Source organism: Labrys sp. F242, assembly GCF_057813875.1.
Map to the genome: position 1 here is coordinate 224,979 of NZ_JBVASG010000006.1, position 18,463 is coordinate 243,441.

Consider the following 18,463-nt stretch of genomic DNA (forward strand, 5'->3'; position numbering starts at 1 on the left):
GTACTCCGGGTGCCGAATTAGCGCTGGGCGGTGAGGATGCGGTCCGACAGGCCGGCAGATTTCTTGGTGAAGCGCAGGGCGTCGTTCCAGTCGAAATTGCGGTAGACGGCACCGAGATGGGCGAAGGGTGGCGACTGGGCGAAGAGCTGGAAGGTGAGACGGTGGCCGGCATAGTCGGAGTTCAGCAGGTCGCGGGCAAAAGCCAGCAGCTTGCGCCGGTCGTTGCTGTCCCAGTTCTCGTTGAGCGTGTAGTACTTCTTCAGCCAGACGCCGGCTTCCTCGTCGGCGAAGCTGGCGGCATCGGGCGTGACGCAGATCTGGCCGCCGCAGAGCTCGCGGGCGATGTGCATCATGTGGTGGAGCTGCGAGCAGGCATGCACGCGCCCCGTCATCAAGAGGGACTGGTTGGGCATCATCAGGCCGCCCGGGCTCTTTTCGGCATTGGTGATCGAGGCGGTCAGATGTGCGTTGATGCCCTCGCGGTAGCAGGCGAGCGTCGCCAGCTTTTCCTGGACCGCCTGCTGGTTTTCCAGGCCGGTCTGGCGCACGTTCCACAGGGCCGCGCCGATCAGCATGTCGGCGAGCTTGAGATTGCGCTGCACGAAGGCGAAGGCCGAATAGCGATGCAGCGTGGCGCGGATGAAGGCGGCCGCCTTGGTGTGCTGGTAGAACAGCACGTTTTCCCAGGGGATCAGCACATTGTCGTAGATGACGAGGCAGTCGACCTCATCGAAGCGATTGGCGAGCGGATAGTCCTCGGCCGGGGCCCGGCCGGCAAAGCCGGTGCGGGCGATGAAGCTCAGATTGGGGGAAGAGAAGTCGCATACGAAGCCGACGGCATAGTCGGACAGTTCCGAATTGCCCCAATTGGCGATGGTCGGCTTGGTGAAGGCCTGGTTGGCATAGGCTGCCGCGGTCTCGTATTTGGCCCCGCGCACCACGATGCCGGCATCGGTCTCCTTGACGACATGCAGAAGCATGTCCGGATCCTGGTCCTGTGGCCGCTTGGAACGGTCGCCCTTGGGATCGGTGTTGGCCGAGACGTGGAAGGGGTCCCGGTCGACGACGCGCTGGATGTGGTTGCGGATATTGACGGAGAAGCGCGGGTCGACCTCGTTCAGGATGTCCTGGCCGTCATAGAGCGACCACATCTCGCCGGCCGTCTCGTCGCCGACGCGGGTGACGACCCCGCCGACATCCTCCAGGATGGTGTCGGTAGCCAGGCGTTTGGCGTGCCAATCGCTTTGGCTGTGGGGCAGCTTGAGGCCGATGGAATAGCGCTCGCCGTTTTCCTCATAGCTGAGGATGTCGCGGGTGGCGTCCTCATGCGCGAGGTCGTAGATGCGCGCGCGGATGTCGACCAGCGGCTTGAATTGGGGGTGGGCGGTGACGTCTTTGACGCGCTCGCCATTGATCCAGATACGCCGGCCGTCCCGGATCGAATCCCTGTATTGCTGCCCCGTTCTGAGCATCGTCTTTCCTTCGAAGTTTTCTGCGACATGAAGGCATGTCGCGAGGTGTGCGGCGGGTGAGGCCCGCTTTGCTTGGGCGCCTCGTTGAAGGCGCGAACCGTCGATCAGGGCAGGCAGGGCTCGCCCCGTGATGCGGCAGGTTGGTGGTGCCGGCCATTGCGGCCGACACCGGTGAGCGACAGCCGGTTAATTGGTCTTGGTGGTCCAGGCGCCGTCCTTGACGACCTTGATCTCGATCTCGACCGGGATCTGGGTCTGGCCGTGATCGTCGAACGAGGTAGTTCCCAGCACGCCGTCATGCTTGATCGAGCGGATGGCCTGCGCCAACTTGGCCTTGTCCTCGATGCCGTTGTCGGCGATCACCTTCAGGAGGATCTGCGTCGCCTCATAGGCATATTTGGTGTAAGGGCTGGGCGCCTCGGCGTAGTTCTGGGCCTTGTAGTCGACCTCCATCTTGGTCAGGGCAGGGTTCGACTGGGAAGCCGGATAGCTCACCATGGTGCCCTCGGCGGCCTTGCCGGCAACCGCGATGAATTCGGGGTCGTAGAAGCCGGAGATGCCGATCATCGGCGTGGTCAGGCCGAGTTCGGCCATCTGCTTGCGCAGGATGCCGGCCTCGGTGATGACGCCGCCGAAGTAGATGGCATCCGGCGCCTCGCCCTTGATGCGGGTGAGGATGGTGCGAAAATCCGTGGTGCCAACAGGCAGCAGGTCGGTCGAGGAGGTCTGGCCGCCGGCATCGCCGAAGAACTTCTTGAAGACATCGGCATTGGAGACGCCATAGTCGGAGGTATCGGCCACGATGGCGATCTTCTTGGCGCCCAGCGTCTTGAAGGCCCAGTCCGCCAGCGGCTTGTTCTCGGCCACGAGCGTGGGCGTGACGCGGGTGATCTCGGCCAGGTTCTGCTCGGTGATCTTCGGGCCGATGGCGCCCCACACGATCATCGGCATCTCGAAACGATGGAAGACCGGGATGGTGGCGAGCGCCACAGGGCTGTTCCAATGGCCCGTGGCCGCCACCACCGCTGAATCGTTAGCCAGCTTCATGGCGGCCGACACGCCGGTCTGCGGGTCGGACGCATCATCGAGCGCCACGCCTTCGACCGTATAGGGATAATTGCCCTCATTGGCCTGCTTGATGGCGAGCAGGAAGCCATTGCGGGCGCCCAGGCCCTGGGGCGCGTTGCCACCGCTGAGCGGGCCGAGGAAGCCGAGCTTGATGGTGTCCTTGGCGAAGGCCAGCGTCGGCAGTGACGCCATGGCGGTCGCCAGCAGCACACTGCCGAGAAGGCGGCGCCGGCGTGCGTTGAAGATGGTCATGTCTATTCCCTTGCTCGATGGTACGCCGGACCACGGGTGGGATGCCTGGACTTGTCTTCTTGTTTGAGAGTCCGTGGCCGGTCGGCTTTGTCCGAGGACGAAGGCAAGGGTGCGAAGTTTTTGCGAAAGCGAGAAGTCGCAATTTTTGAAGCACTGCCTCAGAAATGCCTAAGCAGCGCCGGCTTTCATCGCTGCCCCGCCTATGCCTAGAAAAGAAGACCGGACACTCGGCAAACGAGGCGGGAGGGGAATTCTATGGATGCGCTGCTCGCGCAATATCTGCTCAACTGGCTGGTGCTGGCCAGTATCTATGCCTTGGTGGCCTTGGGGTTCAGCCTGCTGTTCGGCGTGCTCAATGTCATCCATTTCTCGCATGGTGACGTCTCGATCACCGCGCCCTTCGTCGCCCTGGCGATGATCCAGATCCTGACCGGCGGCATGCTGGGCTTCGATACTGTGCCGGCCGCCCTGATTGCCTGCCTGATCGCGATCGCCTTTGTCGGCCTGCTCGGCGTGCTGCTCGACTGGCTGGTGATCCGCCGCTTTCGCAACGCCCCGGCCATGATGGCCCTGGTCGCCACCGTGGCGCTCGGCACCGTGGTGCGCGAGCTGATCCGCACTTTCTATCCGCAAGGCAGCAACCCCAAGCCGTTTCCCGCTTTGGTGACGGGCGAAATCTCGCTCTTTGGCCTGACAGTACCGGCCTTCAGCCTCACCGTGATTGTCCTCTGCATCGCGATGGTGGCGGTCCTGTTTGCCCTGATGCGGCATACGCCGCTTGGCATGCGCATCCGGGCCGTCGCCGAAGACCGCAACACGGCGCGCCTGATGGCGATCAATCCGAGCCGGATGTTCGCCGCCACCTTCCTGCTCGCCTCGGCGGTCGGCGCTATCGGTGGCCTGTTCTATGCCAGCCATGCCGGCGTGGTGCGCTTCGATTTCGGCATCCAGCTCGGCCTGATCGGCTTTTCGGCGGCCGTGATCGGGGGCCTCGGCTCGATGCAGGGCGCCATCCTCGGCAGTCTCCTGATCGCCGGCATCGAGATGCTGGCGCAGGCTTTGCTGGCGGATGGAGCCTCCTATCGCCTGGTGTGCATTTTCGTCCTGGTGATCTGCGTGCTGGTGTTCAAACCCTCGGGCCTGCTCGGCAAGCCTGTCTTCGAGAAGGTGTGAGCCATGGCCGCCACCACGCATAATCTATCGCAGGCGCGCGCCGGCACTTCCTTCGGCGCCTTGGCTACCGTTCTCGGCGTCGAACTCATCGGGGCCGTTCTGCTCGGCACCTTGCTCCTGGCCGAACGGACCTCGATCATCGTCGCCCTGTTGGCCTTGCTCGGGGCCGGCTTCGCCGCCCTGCAGCTCAGGCCGCAGATCGAGGAGCATATCATCGTGGCCTTCCGGCGCTATCGCACCAGCGCCACCGTCCTCGGCATCGCCATCGTCCTGGCGTTTCCCTTCTTCATGCAGGGCAGCAGCTACGCGCTGCATCTGCTCATCGTGGCCCAGCTTTATTCGGTGCTGGCGCTCGCCCTCAATTTCCAGCTCGGCAGCGCCAATATTCCGAACTTCGCAACGGGCGCCTCCTATGGCATTGGTGCCTATACTTCGGCGCTGCTGGCGATCAATTTCGGCATTTCCTTCTGGCTGACCCTGCCGATCTCGGCGGTGGTGGCGACCTTGTTCGGCTTTGCGCTCGGCTTCCCCTCCATGCGGACCAAGGAAAGCTACCTTGCCTTAGTAACCATCGCCTTCGGCATCGTCGTCCAGCAATTGCTCAACAACCTGTCGTGGACAGGAGGGCCCAACGGCCTGGTCGGCATTCCCGCGCCGACCTTCTTCGGGCATTCCTTCATCAAGCCCCTCTATGTCTTCGGCTACAAGCTGCCGAGCCAGGCCAATTTCTACTATCTTTCGGCGGCGCTGGTGGGTCTTGCCATCCTCTCGGCGGGACGCCTCCACCACAGCCGGGTGGGCCTGGCCTGGAATGCCTTGAGGGCCGACCCGCTCGCGGCGCGCTGCCAGGGCATCAACGTGGTCTGGTACAAGATCCTGGCCTTCGGCGTCGATGCCTTCCTCGCCGCCTTCGCCGGCACCGTCTACGCCTTCTATGTGAGCTACATTTCGCCCGACAATTTCACCTTCGTGGTGTCGGTCACCATCATGACCATGGTGATCGTGGGCGGCATGGACAACACGCTCGGCGTGATCATCGGTGCCTTCCTGCTGACGCTGCTGCCTGAAAAGCTCAGGGTGTTCTCCGACTACCGCCTGCTCTTCGTCAGCATCATCGTGATCGCCTTCCTGATCCTGCGGCCCCAGGGCCTCTTCCCGCAGCGCGTGCGCAACTATGGGGGCCAGCCATGAGGGAGCCGGTCATAAACCAGACGCTTCTGGAGACCCGGGACCTGACCATCAAATTCGGCGGGCTGACGGCGGTGGACGGGGTCGACCTCCGGCTCGATCGCTCGGAGATCCTGTGCATCATCGGGCCGAACGGGGCGGGCAAGTCCACCCTGTTCAACGTCATCACCGGCATCTACCGGCCCTCCAAGGGCACGGTGGCGCTGGAAGGACGCGACATTACCGGCAACCCCGCCCACCGCATCGCAGCCGCCGGCATCACCCGTACCTTCCAGTCGAGCCGGCTGTTCAACGACCTGACGCTGGTCGACAATGTGGTGATCGGCATGCATTGCCGCACCCGCACAGGCGTGCTCACGGCGCTGCTGCGTCCGGGCAAGGCACGCGCCGAACTCGACGAGGCTGCCGAGCGCGCGGGCGAATTGATCCGCTCCATCTCGCCCGACCTCTACGAACGGCGCCATACCTTGGCAGGCACGCTGCCCCAGGCCGACCGCCGCCGCCTGGAAATTGCCCGAGCGCTTGCTTCCGACCCGAAGGTGATCCTGCTCGACGAGCCTTCCTCGGGCATGGACGATCGCGACACCGATGCCTTGATGGCAAGCATCCGCTCCGTGATGGACCGGCGAGCCGGCCTGTCCTTCCTGATCATCGAACACGACATGCGTCTGGTCAGGGCGCTGCCCGACCGGGTTGCCGTCATCGATTACGGCCGGAAGATCGCCGACGGCGACTTCCAGGAGGTGCGGCAGCTGCCGCGCGTCCAGCAGGCTTATCTCGGACACAAGGCCGGTCATGCTTGAACTCAAATCCGTCTCGACCAGCTATGGGCCGGTGCCCATGCTCCGCAATGTCTCGCTTCAGGTGAACAGGGGTGAGCTCGTCTGCCTGCTCGGGCCGAACGGTGCCGGCAAGAGCACGACCTTCAATGCCATCTGCGGCCTCCTCAAGCTCGACACGGGCTCGATCGGCATCCTGGGCAAGGACGTGGCCGCGGTTGGCACCGAAAGGCTGGCGTCGCTGGGAGTCGGCTTCGTCCCCGAAGGGCGCCGACTCTTCCCGACCCTCAATGTGCGCGAGAATCTCAAGCTCGCCTTCGACGCTGCCAGATGCCGGGTACCGTTCGGGGACAGGCTGGAGGCGATGGCCGGCCTGTTTCCACGCATTCGCGAGAGGTTGACGCAGGGAGCGGGGACGATGTCGGGCGGCGAGCAGGCCATGGTGGCCCTGGCCCGCGCCTTGATCGGCGATCCGCAGCTGGTTGTGATGGACGAGCCCTCGCTCGGCCTATCGCCGAAGCTCATCGACGAATATTTCGACATCGTCGGGCGCATCCGCGACCAGGGCAAGACCGTATTGCTGGTCGAGCAGAATGCCGAGACCGCGCTGTCGATCGCCGATCGCGGCTATCTGCTGGTGCGCGGCCAGATCGCAGCGAGCGGTACCAGCAAGGACCTGCTCGCCAACGACACGGTACATCACCTTTATCTCTAGATCGGCTTTGACCAGTCCGGATCGTCGTGCTGCGGCTTTTCCGAACCCGTGCAGCGGAATTCCATATTTTCCAGCGCCGACGATTTCCGGAAGGATCGATCGGCGGAAGGCCGGGGTGACACCGGCTTCAAGACCAACAGGAGAGCGCGGATGGGCGTGGAGATCGATCCAAAGGTGCGCGAGAAATTCCTCGGCGGCATGAGCCAGGCCGCCTGCACCGTGAACGTGGTCTCCACCGACGGGCCGGCCGGCCGGGCAGGGGTGACCGTCTCGGCCATGGCCTCCGTCTCGGCGGATACGGATCTGCCCACCATGCTGGTCTGCGTCCACCATCTCAGCCCGGCGGCGGCCAAGATCGTCGAGAACGGCGTTTTGTGCGTCAACGTCCTGCGGGACGACCAGTCCTATATCTCGGATGTCTTCGCTGGCCGTTTTCGCGACGAGATCGGCGACAAGTTCGAATGCACCGAATGGGTGACCGCATCGACCGGCGCGCCGCGCATCGCCGATCCCTTGGTGGCGTTCGACTGCAAGCTCTTATCGAGCGAGAAGGTCGGCACGCACCACATCTTCTTGTGCGAAGTGCGCGATATCCATCTCTCCCGCCACGGTTCGCCGCTGATCTATGCCAATCGTTCCTATGGTTCGTCGAACCGGATCGAAGGGGCGAGTTCGCTGCGCGCGGGGCTGGCGGGCGAGACAGCCCGGTTGGTGATTGGCTGTTTCCACACGTTCGGGCCCTATCTCATGCCCTCGCTTATCCGCGAGATGGGCGGCATCGGCGTCAAGCTGATCGAAGGCGATCATCGGCGCCTGCGCGAAAGCCTGCTGGCGGGCGAGAGCGAACTGGCGCTGCTTTATGATTTCGACCTGGGCGGCGAGTTCGAAAAGCTATCCTTGGGCGAGTTGACACCCTATGTCCTGCTCTCAGCCAATCATCCGCTCTGCCATCAGAGCGAGGTGGCGCCCGAGGATCTCGCCGCCGAGCCGATGATCCTGCTCGATGCCCCGCCCAGCCGGGACTATTTCACCGGCATTCTGGAAGACGCCGGCATCAAGCCGCTGATCGCCTATCGCTCGATCTCCTTCGAGATGGTGCGCGGCATGGTGGCCCATGGCCTGGGCTATTCGATCCTGGCGACCAAGCCGGCCTCGGACATGAGCTATGACGGGCTCAATCTGGTGACCCGCCCTCTGACCGGCAAGCACCGCGAGAACCGCATCGTGCTGGCCCATCGTGCCGAGCGCGAGCTTTCGCCTGCGGCCCGGCATTTCGCCGATCTGTGCGCGAAGCGTTTTGCAAAGCGGTGAGATAGGACGAAAGGCGCGACGCCGGTGGTCCTTCGCCCCGTTTTCGGGGAGAAGGAAGGATGAGGGGCTGCGCGACCTTACAGATTGAACGCTTGCTGCTGTCCCTTAGCTCTATCCCGGTCCATTCCAAAAGGAATGGACGATATCCGTAAACGGGGAGAGGCGGCACAAGCATCGTGCTTACCTGCTGGATTGATCATCTCACTCTACCGTCATTTTAAAACGTTGCCTTCCTACGGCGTGATCAGGATGGCCCCGACGACCTGGCGGGCCTCGGCGGCTTCATGCGCCATGGCGATCGCATCGAGCGAGAAGCGTTGCCCGATATCCACGCTCACATGCCCCTTGGCGACTGCATCGAAGAAATCGGCCGCGTTGGCGCGGAAGCTGGCGCTGTCGGCATTGTGGGCGAAGATCGACGGGCGGGTGATGAACAGACCGCCCTTCTTGTTGAGAAGGTCGAGGTCGATAGCGGGGGCCGGGCCGGAGGCCGCGCCATAAGAGACCACCAGCCCGAAGGGGGCGGCGCAGTCGAGCGATTTGATCAGCGTATCCTTGCCGACGGCGTCATAGACCACGCGGGCCTTGCGGCCGCCGGTCGCCTGGAGGAAGGCCTCGGGCCAGGCGGGGTCGTTGAGATCGATCACCGCCTTGCATCCGGCGGCGAGCGCGGCCTCGCGCTTGCTGGGCGAGCCGGTGGTACCGATGACGGTCGCCCCCAGTGCCGTCGCCCATCGCGTGAGGATCTGGCCGACACCCCCGGCAGCCGAGTGGACCAGCAGGAGATCGCCCGGCTGGACTGCGTAAGTCTTGCGCAGCAGATATTGCGCCGTCATGCCTTTGAAGAACAAGGTCGCGGCCGCCTGGTCGCTGACCGAGGGAGGCAGGATCGCCAGCTTGTCGGCCGGGACATTGCGCCGATCCGCATAGGCACCCAGGCCCGCATTGATATAAGCAACCCTGTCGCCGGCCTTGAGGTCGCTGACGCCGGGGCCGACCGCCTCCACCATGCCGGCAGCCTCGAAGCCGAGCCCGCTCGGCAATTGCAGCGGATAGATACCCTTGCGCTGGTAGATGTCGATAAAATTGAAGCCGATCGCCGTGTGCCTGACCTGAACCTCGGCGGCGCCGGGCGCGGGCAGATCCCGCGTCTCGAGCTTCATCACGGTGGGCGCGCCATATTCGCTGACGACGACTCTGCGTTGGACGGACATGAACGGTATCTCCTGAGTGGACGGTATTGCGGTATCGCCGTCCTTTATGATCTCACTTCATTTTGTGATAAATGGGGAGTCGATCGCTAGACTTGAAACGAATGATTTCAAATTAATGGACCGCTTCACCAGCATGGGCGTGTTCGCCAAGGCCGTGGAGGCGGGGTCCTTCTCGGCGGCCGGCAACGCGCTGTCGATGTCCTCGCAGATGGTGGGCAAGCATGTGCGCCTGCTGGAGGATCACCTCGGCGTCAAGCTGATCAACCGCACGACCCGGCGCCAAAGCGTCACCGAGATCGGGCGCAGCTATTACGAGCGGGTTCGCACCATCCTGGCCGAGGTCGAGGCGGCCGAAGTGCTGGCTGCCGAGACACGCGGCACCCCGCGCGGTCAGATCCGGGTGAACGCCCCGGTGACCTTCGGCGCGCATGAACTCGCCAATGCCCTGCCGGACTATCTGGCTGCCCATCCCGAAGTCGATGTCGAGCTCACACTGTCCGATCGCGTCGTCGACCTCATCGACGAAGGGTATGACGCCGTGTTCCGCGTCGGCCCTCTTGCCGATTCGAGCCTGATAGCCCGGCCACTGCGGCCCATGACGTTCACCGTCTGCGCGGCGCCGGCCTATCTTGCGGCGCATGGCCATCCCGAAAAGCCGGCCGACCTCGACAAGCATGAGAGCCTCGGCTTCATGCATGGAAATACGCGTGACCAATGGCGTTTTGCCGGTCCCGAAGGCTTGGAGACGGTCGAGCTGTCCTATCGCTTCCTAGCCAATAATGGCCAGGCCCTGCTCACGGCCGCATTGGCCGGCCTCGGCATCATGCTCCAGCCGGCGTCCCTGGTGCGGAGCGACATCGAAGCCGGACGCTTGATCCGGCTGCTGGAGGGCTACGAGCCCCCATCTCGGGTCATGAACATCCTCTATGCTCCGGACCGCCGCATCACCCCGAAGCTGCGCTCTTTCGTCGACTTCGCCATCGCCCGTTTTGGCTGAGGGCAGCACAAATCCTTGTGCATCTTGCTTTAAGACGCGATCGGGAAATGGCACGCGACCTTGCGACCGGGGCTGTAGTCCCGCATCTGCGGGCGCTCCGAACGGCACAGGTCCTGGGCGACCGGGCATCTGGGGTGGAAGCGGCAGCCCGGCGGCGGGTTGAGCGGGCTTGGCACATCGCCGGTGAGGATGATGCGCTTGCGCGTTCCGCTCGGCGTGGTCTCCACGATGGGAACCGCCGAAATCAGGGCCTGGCTGTAGGGATGGGCCGGCGTGGCGAACACCTCTTCGGCCGGACCTTCCTCGACGATGGAACCCAGATACATCACCGCGATGCGGGTCGAGACCTGGCGGACGACAGAGAGGTCATGGGCGATGAAGATATAGGTGAGGTTCAGCTTCTCCTGCAGGTCGGCGAGCAGGTTGACGATCTGTGCCTGCACCGAGACGTCGAGGGCCGAGACCGGCTCGTCCAGAACCACCAGGTCCGGATTGAGCGCGATGGCGCGGGCAATGCCGACGCGCTGGCGCTGGCCGCCGGAGAACTCGTGCGGATAGCGCATGACGTGATCCGGCAGCAGCCCGACGAGATCGAACAGCTCAGCCACGCGCTTGGCGATCTGCGCCGACGACAGTTTGGTGTGGATGCGCAGCGGCTCCGCCACCAGATCGCCGACGCGCCGCCGCGGGTTGAGCGAAGCCGATGGATCCTGGAACACCATCTGCAGCCGGCGCCTCAGCGGCCTGAGCTTGGCCAGCGACGTGCCGGTAATGTCTTCGCCTTCGAAGATGAGCTGTCCCTCGGAGATGTCGTAGAGCCGGACCAGGCAGCGAGCCAGCGTGGACTTGCCGCAGCCCGATTCGCCGACGAGCCCGACGGTTTCCCCGTGTCCCACCGTCAGGGAAACATTGTCGACCGCATGGACTGTGCGCTTGCCCTCGGCGGAAAAGCGGCTGCCGATCGAGAAGCGCTTGCCGAGCGCGCGCGTTTCGAGGATCGGCCGATTTTTTTCGATCATCTGTCCGCTCATGCTTGCGCCACCCGGAAGCAGGCGGCGGCGTGGGTGCCGCTGCCGAGGCTGGGCTTGTCCATCAGGCAGGGTTCGTAGCGCGCCGGGCAGCGCGGACCGAAGGCGCAGCCCTCAGGCAGCCTGAGCAGCGAAGGCGGTGAGCCGGGAATGGCCGGCAGGCGGCGCGGCTTCTCGCCGGTCAAAGGCGGGATCGAACCCAGGAGCGCCCGCGTATAGGGGTGCCGCGGATCGGAGAACAATTCCGCCCGGCTGCCGCGCTCCACCACCCGTCCCGCATACATGACCATGACCCGGTCGGCGAGCTCGGAGACCACGCCCATGTCGTGCGTGATGAAGACGACGGCCGAATTATGGGTCGAGCGCAGCTTGCGCACGAGATCGAGGATGCCGGCCTGCACGGTAACGTCGAGCGCCGTGGTGGGCTCGTCCGCCACCAGCAGGGCCGGGTCGCAGGACAAAGCCATGGCAATCACAGCCCGCTGGCGCATGCCGCCGGAAAGCTGGTGGGGATAGCGCGACATCGCCTCGCGCGGATTGGGGAAGTTCACCTCCGCCAGCAATTCCTCCACGCGCTCGAGCGCCTTGGCCTTGCTGATTTTGCGATGCGCCTGGATCTGCTCGGCGATCTGCCAGCCGATGGTGTAGACCGGCGTCAGCGCCGTCATCGGATCCTGGAAGATCATGGCGATCTCGTTGCCGCGCAGGCGCCGGAGTTCGCGCGCGGGCAGGCCCACCAGTTCGCGGCCCTTGTAGCGGATCGAGCCTTCGATCCTCGCGTTGGGATCGGTGATCAGGCCCATCACCGCCAGCAGCGACACGGTCTTGCCGGAGCCGGATTCGCCGACGACGCCGAGGATCTCGCCTTCGGCGAGGTCGAAGGAAACCCCGTCGATGGCGCGCACCAGGCCGTCATCGGTGCGGAAGGAAACCCGAAGATCGCGTACGGACAGCATCATGACGTCCTCACGCGCGGATCGAGAAGGATATAGACGAAATCGACCACGGCGTTGGCCACGACCACGAACATGGACGCATACATCACGGTTGCCATGATCATCGGCAAATCGAGGTTCTGCAAGGCGTCATAGGTGAGCTTGCCGATGCCATGCAGGCCGAACACCACTTCCGTCAGCAAAGCGGAGCCTCCCACCAGCGCGCCGAAATCGAGTCCGAACAGGGTGATGAAGGCAATCAGCGAGGTCCTGAGCGCATGGCGCAGCAGGATGCGCGTTTCCGACAGGCCCTTGGCGCGAGCCGTGCGGATATAGTCCTCCTGCAGGGATTCGATGATCGCCGCCCGCAGCACGCGCCCGTAGATGCCGATATAGAGCACGGCGAGCGTGACCCAGGGGATGACCAAAGTGAGGAACCAGCCCTTGGGATCGTCGAAGAAGTTCTTGTAGCCGAGCGGCGGCACCCAGCCGAACAGCCAGGTGTCGTGATAGCGGCTCTGGGTGATCAGGTTCATCACCTCGCCCAGCCAGTAGACCGGCATGGAAATGCCGATCAACCCCGCCGCCATCAGGAGCCTGTCGATCCAGCTGTCACGTGTGGCGGCGGCGATCATGCCGATGATGACGGAGACCACGACCCACAGGATCGCCGCCCCGAACACCAGCGAGAGCGTGACCGGGATGGAGTCCAGCACCGCCGGCACCACCTTCCAGCCGCGATTGACGAAGGAGGTCAGGTCGCCGGTGACGAAGATCTTCTTCATCATCAGGCCGTACTGGACATAGAGCGGCTGGTCGAAGCCGAAATTGTGGCGCACGGCCTCCAGCACCTCGGGCGAGGCGTTGCGGCCGGCGATGCGAGCCGCCGGATCGGCACCGGGTGTGGCGAAGAAGATCAGGAAGACGATGACCGAGATGCCGAACATCACGAACAGCATCTGGCCGAAGCGGCGCAGGATGGCATAGATCATCAGTCGCGCCCCAGTCGAACTTTGGAACGCGGGTCGAGCGCGTCGCGCAGGCCATCGCCGAAGACGTTGAGCGCCATCACCGAAAGGGCGATCGCGATGCCCGGCGCCAGCGCCACCATGGGGCGCGTATAGAGCAGCGCCTGCCCGTCCTGGATGATGGTGCCCCAGCTCGCGGCGGGCGGCTGCACGCCGATCGACAGGAAGGACAGTGCCGATTCGGTCAGCATGTTCAGCGCCATCATCAGCGGCACGAAGACGATCAGGGTGGTGGTGATGTTGGGCAGGATGTCACGCCACAGGATACGCCGTCCCGGCACGCCCAGATTGATGGCGGCGAGCACGAATTCACTTTTGCGCAGCGACAGCACCTGCCCGCGAATGGGGCGCGCCACATAGGGCACATAGACGATACCGATGATGATGATCGGCAGCCACAGACTGCCGGATTCGATCACGATCGGCCCGATCGAAATGCCCTGCGCGATGGTGACGATGGAAAGTGAAATTGCCAGCAGATAGATCGGAAACGCCCAGAGGACGTCGAGGAAGCGCGACAGGATCGTGTCGACGATGCCGCCGAAATAGCCGGCGATCAGGCCCGCGGCCGTGCCGAAGATCAGCGTGAAGATGGTGGCGGCCCCCGCGATCATCAGCGAAGAGAGGCCGCCATAGAGCATCCGGGCCATGACGTCGCGCCCCTGGCTGTCGGCGCCGAGGAAATAATTGCCGAGCCGCCAGGTCGGGCCGAGCGGCGTGTAGCCGAGCCCGAGCCCCTCTGTCGACTGCTCCATCACCGGTACCTCGGCGCCATCGATCTGAATGACGGCGTCGAGCGTGGAGGCGAACGGATCGACCCCGGCCCAGCGCGCATAGAGCGGTGCGCTGAGACAGGCAGCCACGATCAGCAGGAACAGCCCCAGGGATGCCATGGCCGCCTTGTTGCGTCTCAGCTTCACGAAAGCGAGGGCCCAGGGCCCTCGCGATCGGCGTGGCATGGCGACGACGTCATTCGCCACGGAGGTTTCCTCGAAGTGTGTCACTGAACCCAGGCCTGCGTGACCATCCAGTTGAACTGCGGGTTGAACTTGAAATTGCCGACGCGCTTGCTGACGAAGTCGAGGCGCTTGGGCGTGAAGAGTCCGACGGCCGGCGCCTTGTCGGTGATCTGCCTGTCGATCTCGGCCCACATCTTGTCGGCAGCCTTCTGGTCGGTGACACCCAGGTCCAGCGCCTTCTGCATCTTGGCGTCGATCTCCTTGTCGCAGAAACCGGAGATGTTGATCGAGGCGTCCGAGCCCTCACGGAAGGAGGCGCAGCCGAACAGGATGTTCAGGAAGTCCGAAGCCGCCGGATAATCCTTGTACCATTGGCTGACCGACATCTGCACCTTGTTGTTGGTGTTCTGGATGTAGGTGAACTGGATGTTGGTCGAGATCGGCTTGACGTCCGCGACATAGCCGATGCTGGTCAGCACGCTCTGCAGATAGACGCCGATGGAGCGCGAAATGGCAGTGTCCTCGACGATGATGGTGACCTTCTGGCCCTTGGTGCCGGATTCCTCGACGAGCTGTTTGGCCTTGTCGAGATCGGTGGCCGACCATTTGGCGCCGGGATTCTTGGTGAAGGGGCAATAGTCTTCATGGCCGGGGAAATCCGGCGGCAGGACCTGGCAGACCGGCGTGGCCAGCACCTTGCCGCCGAACAGCTTGACCAGTGTGTTGCGGTCGATCGCAAAGGCCACGGCCTGGCGGGCTTTCTCATTGTCGAAGGGAGCCAAGCGGGTGTTGAGCGGGGCGTACCACCATGCCGAAAGCGGCGAGATATGGAGCTGATCCTTGAATTTGGTGCCGAGTTCGCCGAGACGATCACTCGGCAGCGGATCGAACATCCAGTCCGCTTCCCCGTTCTGGATCGCGGTGACGGCGGCTTCCTCGGACAGGCCGAAATCATACTGCACCGCGTCGGGATAGCCGTCCGGCTGGGCCTGCTCGCTCCATTGCTTGAAATGGGGATTGCGCGAGAGCGTCATGCCCTTGTTGGGGTCGAAAGCCGAGATCATGTAGGGGCCGGTGCTGGGGATGGGCCGGGAGCCCATGTCTTCGGCCGGCGTATCCGCAGGCAGGATCACCACATGCGGCAGAGCGAGCTTGTAGAGGAGCTCGGCATCCGGCTTGGTGAGATTGATGGTGATCGTGCCGGCGGCCTCGTCGGCGACGATGCCGCCTTCCAGCGTGCAGCTCTTGGTATCGGCCAGGCATTTGTCGGCCCCGACGATGCCGGCATAGAAGGTGCCGGAGGTCGGGCCGGAAATCTTGAAGATGCGCTGGAAGGAGGCGACGACATCCTTCACGCCGAGATCCTGTCCGTTCGAGAACTTGATGCCCTTGCGCAGCTTGAAGGCGAAGGTCTTGCCCTCATTGCTGACCGCGGGCAGGGCCTCGGCCAGATCCGGCACGACCTCGAAGCCGTCCTTGCCTTCCGCCTTGCGGAAGATGACGAGCCCGTCATAAACAGGCTGGTACATCTGCCAGCCCTGGTCGGTGTAGTTGATATGCGGATCGAGGGTTCCGGCTGCGGAGCGGGCCAGCAGGCGGATGGTGCCGCCGCGATGTTCCTTGAGATATTCGGCCTGTGCCGGCGCCAGCCAGGAGCCGGCCAGCAAGGCCGTGGCTGTAACAGCCAAAAGCAGTCTCTTCATTGTCGATCCCCTCTTCTTGACAGTTCAACTGTCGTGTTGATCCAGGAAGTCCCCGACCACCCGCATGCATCTTTCTTGTTCTTCCACATGCGGCATGTGGCTGGAATGCTCGAATATTTCCCAGCGCGATCCCTTGATGCCGTCCTTGTAGGGCTGCACGGTCGCGGGGGTGGCTTCGTCATGGCGTCCGGAGAGGATCAGCGTGGGCACCTCGACGGCGGGCAGGCGGTCGATGACGCTCCAGCTCTTCAACGTGCCGATGACATGAAACTCGTTGGGGCCGTTCATCACATTGTAGACGGTAGGATTGCGTGCCACCTGGGCGAAGCTTGCCGCCACCTCGGGCGGGAAGGGCACGACACGGCAGACATGGCGCTCATAGAAGACCATGGTCGCCTCATGATACTCCGCATCCTCCGTCGTGCCGGCCTCTTCGTGCCGGGTCAGCGTTTCCTGTATGTCGAGGGGCAGGTCGGCGCGCAGGCGGTTGGCTTCCTCCACCCACAATTTCATCGACGCCGGTGAATTGGCGATGGTCAGCGACTTCAGACCCTCAGGCCTGATCACGGCATATTCGGCACCCAGCATGCCACCCCAGCTCTGGCCGAGCACATGGAAGCCGGCACGAATGCCGAGATGGTCGACCAGGTTCTCGAGCTCGTCGATGAAGAGCGCTGGCGTCCAGAAATCGGCGCCTTTCTCCGGCAACAGGGTGGAATTGCCGCAACCCAACTGGTCGTAGTGGATGACGGCGCGTCCGTCGCGGGCGAGCAGCTTGTAAGCATCGACATAATTGTGGGCGACGCCCGGTCCGCCATGCAGGATCACCACCGGGGCCTTGGCGCTCCCGAGCTCGCCGCTGACCCGATACCAGGTCTCGTAGCCCTGGAAGCTAGCCCGGCCGTCCCGGCTGGTGATCTCAAGCGACATTGTGTTTCCCATTCTGGTTATGGACCCATTCTTCCAGCATCTGCACGCCGAAGGCCGTGGCGCCCTGCCGGCCCAAGGGACGGTCGCTCTCGGCCAGTTCCTTGCCGGCGATGTCGAGATGGACCCAGGGGCGGTCCTGCGTGAAATGGCGCAGGAAGGCGGCTGCATAGGGCGCGTCGCCGTCTTCCATGTCCTTGGCATGGTGCCTGAGGTCGGCGAAGGGCGAGTACAATCCCTCGTCATAGGCGCGGTCGAGCGGCAATTGCCAGAACCGTTCGCCGACCGTTTCTCCGGCTGCGATCATCTGGGAGGCGATGGCGTCATCGGTGCTGAACAGGCCGGCGAAGACCGACCCCAGGCCCCGCATCACCGAATAGGTCAGGGTAGCCAAGTCGACGATCACCGAGGGCTCGAAGCGCGAGGCGGCATAATGGAGGCAGTCGGCCAGGAGCAGGCGCCCCTCCGCATCCGTATCGAAGATCTCTACGGTCTGGCCCGAGGCCGTCGTGATGATCTCGCGCGGCTTGAGTGCGGTGCCCGAAGGCAGGTTCTCGGCGATGCCGAGCACGCCCACGGCATGGACGGGGCTGCCCTGCCGGGCAAGCGCCAGCAGGAGGCCGATCACCGCGGCCGCGCCGCCCATATCGGCCTTCATGTCGAACATCTGCGCGCCACCCTTGATGCAAAGGCCGCCGGAATCGAAGCAGACGCCCTTGCCGACGAAGGCGAGGGGCTGTTCGCCCGAGCCCTTGCCGCGATAGCGCAGCACGGCCACCCGCGGCGCGCGGGCCGAGCCGGAACCGACGGCCAGGAGCGCGTTCATGCCGAGCTCCTGCAGCCGGGCCGCATCGAGAATCTCGACCTCGATACCGGCCTGGCGCAAGGCCTCCAGATGATCGGCGAAACTGTCGGGATGAAGATGGTTCGGCGGCAGGTTGACCAGGGTGCGGGCATAGTCGACGCCATCGGCGATGGCATTGGCGCGGGTCAGCGCCGCCGTGAGTTCGGTCTTGCCGGCGCCGACAAGCTCCAGCCGCCAGGCTTGATCCGCCTGCGCCACTGGACGCGTGTTGCGCAGGTCGAAGCGGTAGCGGCGCAGCCGGACGCCGAGCGCGACGCGCGCCAGGATTTCCGCCCCGGACAGGCTGGCTTCGGTGATGGGATCGAGGACGAGCGTCGCCTCGCCGATGCCCTTGCTTTCCAGATGCGCGGCAAGCGCGCCGCCGGCTCGCGCCAGGGACAGGGCATTGAGCGCCCCGGCCTGACCCAGCGCCAGCACGATCACCCGCCGGGCCGATACCGCGAGCGGTGCGATGATGTCGGTGCAGGTGCCGGATGCGGCGAGGGAGATCGGATCGGAGCAGACCCGGGATAGAAGGCCGCCCATTTCGGCGTCCAAGGCCGCTGCCCGAGGGCCGAGTTCCTGCCCGGCAGGCTGCAGGACCACGATGGTGGCGGCTGCGGAGGAGATCCCGTCTGCCGGCTCGAACACAGGCACTGGAGATTGCGGCATCGGACGGAGGACTCCCTATATTGCAGCGACACGCGCGGGGACTGTCTCCTGGCGCATATCCTCGCTCCGGCGTACGGCCCTTGCCGTTCGATCCGAAGTTCTGGCCCATGCGCAGAGCCGCGACCGCCTTTGGCGACGGTGCGGTGCCGATGTCCCCTGTGGTCGCTTTGTCGTGACGACTTGGTCCTTCTTCGGTAT

At 64.1% G+C, this 18,463-nt stretch carries 16 protein-coding genes; 6 read left to right on the forward strand and 10 right to left on the reverse strand.

Going from position 1 to position 18,463, the window contains the following annotated elements; all coding sequences use genetic code 11:
- Window positions 1–17: 17 nt before the first annotated feature.
- Both ACZYTC_RS29340 and ACZYTC_RS29345 read right to left on the reverse strand, forming a co-directional pair.
- Entirely contained in the window at window positions 18–1,472 is a 1,455-nt protein-coding gene (locus tag ACZYTC_RS29340; protein WP_488991200.1) for a 4-hydroxyphenylacetate 3-hydroxylase family protein, read from the reverse strand.
- Window positions 1,473–1,658: 186 nt separating this feature from the next.
- The gene (locus ACZYTC_RS29345) at window positions 1,659–2,792 is read right to left on the reverse strand and encodes a branched-chain amino acid ABC transporter substrate-binding protein (RefSeq protein ID WP_488991201.1); all 1,134 of its coding nucleotides are present in this window, start codon (window positions 2,790–2,792) and stop codon (window positions 1,659–1,661) included.
- 255 nt (window positions 2,793–3,047) lie between these two features.
- On the opposite strand from ACZYTC_RS29345, the gene ACZYTC_RS29350 reads away from it, so the two are divergent.
- The 5 genes from ACZYTC_RS29350 (at window position 3,048) to ACZYTC_RS29370 (ending at window position 7,958) form a co-directional block, all read left to right on the forward strand.
- Window positions 3,048–3,965 (forward strand): branched-chain amino acid ABC transporter permease, encoded by a 918-nt coding sequence (locus ACZYTC_RS29350; protein WP_434959956.1) that lies wholly within the window; start codon window positions 3,048–3,050, stop codon window positions 3,963–3,965.
- Between the two features lie 3 nt (window positions 3,966–3,968).
- Window positions 3,969–5,156 (forward strand): branched-chain amino acid ABC transporter permease, encoded by a 1,188-nt coding sequence (locus ACZYTC_RS29355; protein WP_488991202.1) that lies wholly within the window; start codon window positions 3,969–3,971, stop codon window positions 5,154–5,156.
- Window positions 5,153–5,956: an ABC transporter ATP-binding protein gene (locus tag ACZYTC_RS29360; RefSeq protein ID WP_488991203.1), complete on the forward strand. Its 804-nt coding sequence runs from the start codon at window positions 5,153–5,155 to the stop codon at window positions 5,954–5,956. Before ACZYTC_RS29355 ends, ACZYTC_RS29360 begins: the two co-directional genes overlap by 4 nt.
- Window positions 5,949–6,647 (forward strand): ABC transporter ATP-binding protein, encoded by a 699-nt coding sequence (locus ACZYTC_RS29365; RefSeq protein WP_434959959.1) that lies wholly within the window; start codon window positions 5,949–5,951, stop codon window positions 6,645–6,647. Before ACZYTC_RS29360 ends, ACZYTC_RS29365 begins: the two co-directional genes overlap by 8 nt.
- Window positions 6,648–6,797: 150 nt before the next feature.
- Window positions 6,798–7,958, forward strand: a complete 1,161-nt coding sequence (locus tag ACZYTC_RS29370) for a LysR substrate-binding domain-containing protein (protein WP_434959960.1) — start codon at window positions 6,798–6,800, stop codon at window positions 7,956–7,958.
- A 233-nt stretch (window positions 7,959–8,191) separates the two neighbouring features.
- Here ACZYTC_RS29370 and ACZYTC_RS29375 read toward each other — a convergent pair whose 3' ends face one another.
- Window positions 8,192–9,172, reverse strand: coding sequence for a quinone oxidoreductase family protein (locus ACZYTC_RS29375; RefSeq protein WP_488991204.1), 981 nt, complete (start codon window positions 9,170–9,172; stop codon window positions 8,192–8,194).
- Window positions 9,173–9,287: 115 nt separating this feature from the next.
- Here ACZYTC_RS29375 and ACZYTC_RS29380 point away from each other — a divergent pair, with 115 nt between their 5' ends.
- Window positions 9,288–10,169, forward strand: coding sequence for a LysR family transcriptional regulator (locus tag ACZYTC_RS29380; protein ID WP_434959962.1), 882 nt, complete (start codon window positions 9,288–9,290; stop codon window positions 10,167–10,169).
- 29 nt (window positions 10,170–10,198) lie between these two features.
- On the opposite strand, the gene ACZYTC_RS29385 is transcribed toward ACZYTC_RS29380, so the two are convergent.
- The 7 genes from ACZYTC_RS29385 to ACZYTC_RS29415 are packed head-to-tail and all read right to left on the reverse strand — an operon-like array spanning window position 10,199 to window position 18,265.
- Window positions 10,199–11,188, reverse strand: a complete 990-nt coding sequence (locus tag ACZYTC_RS29385; RefSeq protein ID WP_441771595.1) for an ABC transporter ATP-binding protein — start codon at window positions 11,186–11,188, stop codon at window positions 10,199–10,201.
- An 8-nt stretch (window positions 11,189–11,196) separates the two neighbouring features.
- On the reverse strand, window positions 11,197–12,156 hold the full coding sequence (locus ACZYTC_RS29390) for an ABC transporter ATP-binding protein (RefSeq protein WP_434959964.1): 960 nt from the start codon (window positions 12,154–12,156) through the stop codon (window positions 11,197–11,199).
- Window positions 12,153–13,124, reverse strand: coding sequence for an ABC transporter permease (locus ACZYTC_RS29395; protein WP_434959965.1), 972 nt, complete (start codon window positions 13,122–13,124; stop codon window positions 12,153–12,155). The genes ACZYTC_RS29390 and ACZYTC_RS29395 overlap by 4 nt, the downstream gene beginning before the upstream one ends.
- Window positions 13,124–14,140, reverse strand: a complete 1,017-nt coding sequence (locus ACZYTC_RS29400) for an ABC transporter permease (RefSeq protein WP_434959966.1) — start codon at window positions 14,138–14,140, stop codon at window positions 13,124–13,126. The genes ACZYTC_RS29395 and ACZYTC_RS29400 overlap by 1 nt, the downstream gene beginning before the upstream one ends.
- Window positions 14,141–14,160: 20 nt before the next feature.
- On the reverse strand, window positions 14,161–15,822 hold the full coding sequence (locus ACZYTC_RS29405) for an ABC transporter substrate-binding protein (protein ID WP_488991205.1): 1,662 nt from the start codon (window positions 15,820–15,822) through the stop codon (window positions 14,161–14,163).
- Between the two features lie 24 nt (window positions 15,823–15,846).
- Window positions 15,847–16,752: a proline iminopeptidase-family hydrolase gene (locus ACZYTC_RS29410; RefSeq protein WP_454816941.1), complete on the reverse strand. Its 906-nt coding sequence runs from the start codon at window positions 16,750–16,752 to the stop codon at window positions 15,847–15,849.
- Window positions 16,742–18,265, reverse strand: coding sequence for a leucyl aminopeptidase (locus tag ACZYTC_RS29415; RefSeq protein WP_488991206.1), 1,524 nt, complete (start codon window positions 18,263–18,265; stop codon window positions 16,742–16,744). The genes ACZYTC_RS29410 and ACZYTC_RS29415 overlap by 11 nt, the downstream gene beginning before the upstream one ends.
- Window positions 18,266–18,463 lie beyond the last annotated feature (198 nt).

Excerpts from the sequence above, each read along its gene's own strand:
- ACZYTC_RS29410 (WP_454816941.1), bottom strand. The coding sequence starts at position 16,752 with ATGTCGCTTGAGATCACCAGCCGGGACGGCCGGGCTAGCTTCCAGGGC.
- ACZYTC_RS29380 (WP_434959962.1), top strand. The coding sequence starts at position 9,288 with ATGGACCGCTTCACCAGCATGGGCGTGTTCGCCAAGGCCGTGGAGGCG.
- ACZYTC_RS29340 (WP_488991200.1), bottom strand. The coding sequence starts at position 1,472 with ATGCTCAGAACGGGGCAGCAATACAGGGATTCGATCCGGGACGGCCGG.
- ACZYTC_RS29355 (WP_488991202.1), top strand. The coding sequence starts at position 3,969 with ATGGCCGCCACCACGCATAATCTATCGCAGGCGCGCGCCGGCACTTCC.
- ACZYTC_RS29385 (WP_441771595.1), bottom strand. The coding sequence starts at position 11,188 with ATGATCGAAAAAAATCGGCCGATCCTCGAAACGCGCGCGCTCGGCAAG.
- ACZYTC_RS29370 (WP_434959960.1), top strand. The coding sequence starts at position 6,798 with ATGGGCGTGGAGATCGATCCAAAGGTGCGCGAGAAATTCCTCGGCGGC.
- ACZYTC_RS29390 (WP_434959964.1), bottom strand. The coding sequence starts at position 12,156 with ATGATGCTGTCCGTACGCGATCTTCGGGTTTCCTTCCGCACCGATGAC.
- ACZYTC_RS29360 (WP_488991203.1), top strand. The coding sequence starts at position 5,153 with ATGAGGGAGCCGGTCATAAACCAGACGCTTCTGGAGACCCGGGACCTG.
- ACZYTC_RS29365 (WP_434959959.1), top strand. The coding sequence starts at position 5,949 with ATGCTTGAACTCAAATCCGTCTCGACCAGCTATGGGCCGGTGCCCATG.
- ACZYTC_RS29345 (WP_488991201.1), bottom strand. The coding sequence starts at position 2,792 with ATGACCATCTTCAACGCACGCCGGCGCCGCCTTCTCGGCAGTGTGCTG.
- ACZYTC_RS29395 (WP_434959965.1), bottom strand. The coding sequence starts at position 13,124 with ATGATCTATGCCATCCTGCGCCGCTTCGGCCAGATGCTGTTCGTGATG.
- ACZYTC_RS29350 (WP_434959956.1), top strand. The coding sequence starts at position 3,048 with ATGGATGCGCTGCTCGCGCAATATCTGCTCAACTGGCTGGTGCTGGCC.
- ACZYTC_RS29405 (WP_488991205.1), bottom strand. The coding sequence starts at position 15,822 with ATGAAGAGACTGCTTTTGGCTGTTACAGCCACGGCCTTGCTGGCCGGC.
- ACZYTC_RS29375 (WP_488991204.1), bottom strand. The coding sequence starts at position 9,172 with ATGTCCGTCCAACGCAGAGTCGTCGTCAGCGAATATGGCGCGCCCACC.
- ACZYTC_RS29415 (WP_488991206.1), bottom strand. The coding sequence starts at position 18,265 with ATGCCGCAATCTCCAGTGCCTGTGTTCGAGCCGGCAGACGGGATCTCC.